Genomic DNA, 5,253 nt, shown 5'->3' with positions numbered 1-5,253 from the left:
CCGTTACACCGCGCTGATCGCCAAGCTTGGCCTGCGCAAGTAATCGGTAAAAACGATTTGAAAGCGCCTGAGTTAGTTCACTAGCTCAGGCGCTTTTTACTTCGGAGCAAGGCAAAACGAGCACGCGCTGTGTCATTCCACAAGAAAAGCCCTGGTCAGGCACCTGATCCCAGGCATTTTGTGGAATGGCATCGTGTTCAGCCAGCCGCCGCTCCGGGCCTCCCGCACTGCCTCAAGTGCGTGAATTTAGTGGAGATAAGAACATGAGCATTTTCAACAAAGTCACCAAGTCTTTCCAATGGGGCCAGCACAAGGTCACCATGGAAACCGGCGAAGTCGCACGCCAGTCCAGCGGCGCAGTCATCGTCGACATGGACGGCACCGTGGTGCTGGCCACCGTGGTCGCCAAGACCGATGCCAAGCCCGGCCAGGACTTCTTCCCCCTGACCGTCGACTACCTCGAGAAAACCTACGCCGCCGGCCGCATTCCCGGCAGCTTCTTCAAGCGCGAAGGCCGCCCCAGCGAATTCGAAACGCTGACCTCCCGCCTGATCGACCGCCCGATTCGCCCGCTGTTCCCCGAAGGCTTCTTCAATGAAGTGCAGGTCGTGATCCACGTGCTGTCGCTGAACCCTGAAGTGGAAGGCGACATCCCCGCGCTGATCGCCTCGAGCGCCGCGTTGTCGATCTCCGGCATCCCGTTCAACGGCCCCATCGGCGCCGCACGCGTGGCCTACATCGACGGCCAGTACGTTCTGAATCCCGGCAAGACCCAGCTCAAGGATTCGAAGATGGATCTCGTCGTGGCCGGCACCGAAGCCGCCGTGCTGATGGTCGAGTCCGAAGCCCAGCAGCTGTCCGAAGAAATCATGCTCGGCGCCGTGGTGTTTGGCCATGAGCAGGGCAACATCGCCATTAACGCGATCCATGAACTCGTGCGCGACGCCGGCAAGCCGGTCTGGGACTGGAAAGCGCCCGCCAAGAACGAACCACTGATCGCCAGGGTCAACGAACTCGCCGGCGCCAAGCTGCAAGCCGCGTACCAGATCCGCGCCAAGCAAGCCCGTACACAAGCCTGCCGCGTGGTGACCTCGGAAGTCATGGCCGCACTGAAGGCTGACGGCGTTGAGTTTGACGGCGTTGCCGTTGAAGGCATGCTGTTCGACATCGAAGCCAAAATCGTTCGCAGCCAGATCCTGGCCGGTGAGCCTCGCATCGACGGCCGCGACACGCGCACCGTTCGCGCGATTGAAATCCGCAACAGCGTATTGCCACGCACGCACGGCTCGGCCCTGTTCACACGTGGCGAAACCCAGGCACTGGTCGTGACCACGCTGGGCACCGAGCGCGACGCGCAGCGCATCGACGCGCTGTCGGGCGACTACGAAGACCGCTTCATGCTGCACTACAACATGCCTCCGTTCGCCACCGGCGAAACCGGCCGTGTCGGCTCGCCAAAACGCCGTGAAATCGGCCACGGCCGCCTGGCCAAGCGCGCGCTGATCGCCGTGCTGCCCACGAAGGAAGAATTCCCGTACACCATGCGTGTAGTGTCTGAAATCACCGAATCGAATGGTTCCTCGTCGATGGCTTCGGTCTGCGGCGGCTGCCTGTCGCTGATGGACGCCGGTGTGCCGATGAAAGCCCACGTGGCCGGTATCGCCATGGGCCTGATCAAGGAAGACAACCGCTTCGCCGTGCTGACCGACATCCTGGGCGACGAAGATCACCTGGGCGACATGGACTTCAAGGTTGCCGGTACCACCTTCGGTATCACCGCACTGCAGATGGACATCAAGATCCAGGGTATCACCAAGGAAATCATGCAGGTCGCACTGGCCCAGGCCAAGGAAGCCCGCATGCACATCCTGGGCAAGATGCAGGAAGCCATGGGCGAAGCCAAGGCTGAAGTTTCCGACTTCGCGCCACGCCTCTACGTCATGAAGATCAATCCCGAGAAGATCCGCGACGTGATCGGCAAGGGCGGCGCCGTTATCCGTGCGCTGACCGAAGAAACCGGCACGCAGATCAACATCGAGGAAGACGGCACCATCACCATCGCCTCGAACGATAGCGCCAAGGCCGACGAGGCCAAGCGCCGTATCGCCGAGATCACCGCTGAAGTCGAAATCGGCAAGGTCTATGAAGGCCCGGTCACCAAGATCCTGGACTTCGGCGCGCTGATCAACCTGCTGCCCGGCAAGGACGGCCTGCTGCACATCAGCCAGATCGCCCACGAACGCGTCGAGAAAGTCACCGACTACCTGAGCGAAGGCCAGATCGTCAAGGTGAAGGTTCTTGAGACCGACGAAAAGGGCCGCGTCAAGCTGTCCATGAAGGCCCTGCTGGACCGTCCGGCCCAGGATCAGGACCGGGGTTGATCAATACCTGCTATTGATTTTGTAGCTGCCTGCGCTCTTGTACAAAGGGCTGGCGGCTCAAATGACATTGATACGCCATGAAAGTTGTTGAAATTACCTCCTACGGCAAGCCTGAGGTGTTGTGCCTGGCTGATCGCCCGGCGCCCATTGAAGGTCCTGGCGAGGTAGTGATCCGCGTGAGCGCCAGCGGCGTCAACCGCCCCGATGTGCTTCAGCGCATGGGTCACTATCCAGTACCGCCGGGGGCATCGGACATTCCGGGGCTTGAAGTGGCGGGTGTCATYGTGTCTGGCGATGCAAAAGCCTTGACCGCCGCGGGTTTGAAAATCGGCGACCGCGTCTGTGCGCTGGTCGCGGGCGGGGGATATGCCGAGCTGTGTGTTGCTCCCGCTGCTCAGTGCCTTCCGGTGCCTGCAAGCCTCAGCGATATCGAAGCGGCTTCGCTGCCTGAGACCTTTTTCACGGTCTGGAGCAATGTGTTCGAGCGCGCTCATTTGCAGCCGGGCGAAACACTGTTGATTCAGGGCGGCTCCAGCGGCATCGGCGTGACGGCCATCCAGATTGCCAAGGCATTGGGGGCCACGGTGCTGGTCACGGCAGGCAGTGACGACAAGTGCGCCGCCTGCGTGGCGTTGGGTGCTGACCATGCCATCAATTACAAAACCAGCGATTTCTCCGAAGAGGTCAAAAAGCTCACGAACGGGAAGGGCGTTGACGTCATTCTCGATATGGTGGCTGGCGGGTATGTGACGCGAGAGGTTGACTGCATGGCCGAGGACGGCCGCCTGGTCATCATTGCCTTGCAGGGCGGCGTCAAGGCTGAATTCAATGCCGGCCTCGTGCTGCGCAAGCGCCTGACGATCACTGGTTCGACCTTGCGTCCGCGTTCCGTCGAATTCAAGGCGGCCATCGCGGCTGCGTTGAAAGAAAAAGTCTGGCCGCTGATTGCCAGCGGCGCTGTCAAGCCTGTGATTCACAGTACGTTTGCCGCCGCTGATGCGGCCAAGGCGCACGCGCTGATGGAGTCCAATCAGCATGTCGGAAAAATCGTTTTAACCTGGTCGCCGACACCATGAAAAAGCTAATTGCTGGTAATTGGAAAATGAACGGCAGCCTGGAGGCCAACGCGGCCTTGCTCGAGGCCCTGGCCAAGGGGTTGGCCAATCCTCCGGCATGCGATGTGGCGATTTGTGTGCCCGCGCCTTACCTGGCACAGGTTCAGCAATTGCGAACTGCAAAGCCCGGTCTGTCCGTCGTTGAGCTTGGTGCGCAGGATGTGTCCGTACATGCCGGCGGCGCTTATACGGGTGAAGTCAGTGCCACCATGCTCAAGGAGTTTGGTTGCCGTTTTGCCATTGTTGGTCATTCGGAACGCCGCCAATATCACGGCGAGACTGATGCGGTGGTGGCCGACAAGGCGAAATCTGCACTGGCCTGTGGTGTTACGCCCATTGTGTGTGTTGGCGAAACGCTGGCCGAACGCGAAGCTGGGCATACGGAAGAGGTCGTCAAGCGTCAGCTGGCGGCGGTGATTCATGCCAACGGACATTGCATCAGCGAGATTGTGGTGGCCTATGAACCTGTATGGGCCATCGGCACCGGCAAGACCGCTTCCCCGGACGAGGCGCAGGCGATGCACGCGGTGCTGCGGAGCCAACTGAAGGCGGCGACGGATCAGTTTGCTCGCGTGAAAATTCTGTATGGCGGCAGCATGAATGCGGCCAACGCCGCAACACTGCTAGCCCAGCCTGACATCGACGGCGGCCTGATTGGCGGCGCATCCCTGAAGGCCACCGATTTCTTGACAATTATTGCTGCAGCCCGCAACTGACGAGCGCAGCACGCTATTAAATTAGGAGTAAAAATGAACGTTGTATTAACCATTGTCCTCGCCGTGCAGATGCTTTCGGCGCTTGGCATGATTGGCCTGATCCTGGTGCAACACGGCAAGGGCGCAGACATGGGCGCGGCGTTCGGCAGCGGCGGTTCAGGCAGCCTTTTTGGCGCCAGCGGCAGTGCCAATTTCCTGTCGCGTACTACCGGGGTTCTGGCTGCGTTGTTTTTTGCCTCCACCTTGCTGCTTGCTTACTTTGGTAATGTCTCGGGGCGCACCAGCTCCAGCGTTCTCGAAGGTGCTGCAGTGACGGCGCCGGCGCCTGCTCCCGCCGCTTCCGGTGCGGCCCAGATTCCGGGGACCTCGGCTCCTGCGGCCACCGGCACGGCAGTTCCGGTTCCAGCTGCACCTGCCGCATCGGGTGCTGCGCAAATCCCGACGAAATAACGAGATTTTGCTGGTGCCCGTAGCCGGGTGCGGCAATATTTCGGGGTAAACTCTAAGACTGTCTGGAAAGCCAAAACCGCAAGGTTCCTCATGCCATCCAGTCAGTTAAAAACCGCGGACGTGGTGAAATTGGTAGACACGCTATCTTGAGGGGGTAGTGCCGAAAGGTGTGCGAGTTCGAGTCTCGCCGTCCGCACCAGATTGACATGCATCGGCAGCAGCGCTCCGGCAATGTTGTCGGCTCAAACGGCAGCTGAAGCAAACCGCGCAAGTGGCTTTTCAGAAGTTGAATCCACGATGAACCTCGATCAATACCTTCCTGTTCTTTTGTTTATTCTGGTTGGTGTGGGTGTCGGCGTGGTGCCTCAGGTCCTGGGGCGATTGTTGGGCCCTGTGCGTCCCGACAGCGAAAAAAACTCCCCCTATGAATGCGGCTTCGAGGCTTTCGAAGATGCCCGCATGAAGTTCGATGTGCGCTATTACCTGGTCGCCATCCTCTTCATTCTTTTTGACCTCGAAATTGCATTTCTCTTTCCCTGGGCCGTGGCGCTCAAGGAAATCGGTCCTGTCGGCTTCTGGTCGGTCATGATT

Annotated in this window: 5 protein-coding genes and 1 tRNA gene; all 6 read left to right on the top strand. The window is 59.8% G+C overall.

Annotated features, from left to right (window positions below; all coding sequences use genetic code 11):
• Positions 1-263 precede the first annotated feature (263 nt).
• The gene (pnp, locus tag AC1D0Z_RS15625) at positions 264-2,381 is read left to right on the top strand and encodes a polyribonucleotide nucleotidyltransferase (protein ID WP_477659140.1); all 2,118 of its coding nucleotides are present in this window, start codon (positions 264-266) and stop codon (positions 2,379-2,381) included.
• A gap of 77 nt (positions 2,382-2,458) precedes the next feature.
• Entirely contained in the window at positions 2,459-3,457 is a 999-nt protein-coding gene (locus AC1D0Z_RS15620; protein ID WP_477659139.1) for an NAD(P)H-quinone oxidoreductase, read from the top strand.
• Positions 3,454-4,212, top strand: a complete 759-nt coding sequence (gene tpiA, locus AC1D0Z_RS15615; protein WP_477659138.1) for a triose-phosphate isomerase — start codon at positions 3,454-3,456, stop codon at positions 4,210-4,212. The genes AC1D0Z_RS15620 and tpiA overlap by 4 nt, the downstream gene beginning before the upstream one ends.
• A 33-nt stretch (positions 4,213-4,245) precedes the next feature.
• Positions 4,246-4,662 carry a preprotein translocase subunit SecG gene (gene secG, locus AC1D0Z_RS15610; RefSeq protein ID WP_477659137.1) on the top strand — a complete coding sequence of 139 codons (417 nt, stop codon included), beginning with the start codon at positions 4,246-4,248 and terminating at the stop codon, positions 4,660-4,662.
• A gap of 114 nt (positions 4,663-4,776) precedes the next feature.
• Positions 4,777-4,861: transfer RNA gene (locus AC1D0Z_RS15605), tRNA-Leu, on the top strand.
• A gap of 98 nt (positions 4,862-4,959) precedes the next feature.
• Positions 4,960-5,253, top strand: a 294-nt coding sequence (ndhC, locus tag AC1D0Z_RS15600; protein ID WP_477659136.1) for an NADH-quinone oxidoreductase subunit A, incomplete at its 3' end; no start/stop codon positions are given.

It is taken from the genome of Polaromonas sp. P1_E3 (assembly GCF_056405935.1).
Note: the sequence above shows the minus strand (reverse complement) of the source record. Positions and strands in the feature narration are given on the sequence as shown.

Coding starts and splice junctions, on each gene's coding strand:
- secG (WP_477659137.1), top strand. CDS start 4,246: ATGAACGTTGTATTAACCATTGTCCTCGCCGTGCAGATGCTTTCGGCG.
- tpiA (WP_477659138.1), top strand. CDS start 3,454: ATGAAAAAGCTAATTGCTGGTAATTGGAAAATGAACGGCAGCCTGGAG.
- pnp (WP_477659140.1), top strand. CDS start 264: ATGAGCATTTTCAACAAAGTCACCAAGTCTTTCCAATGGGGCCAGCAC.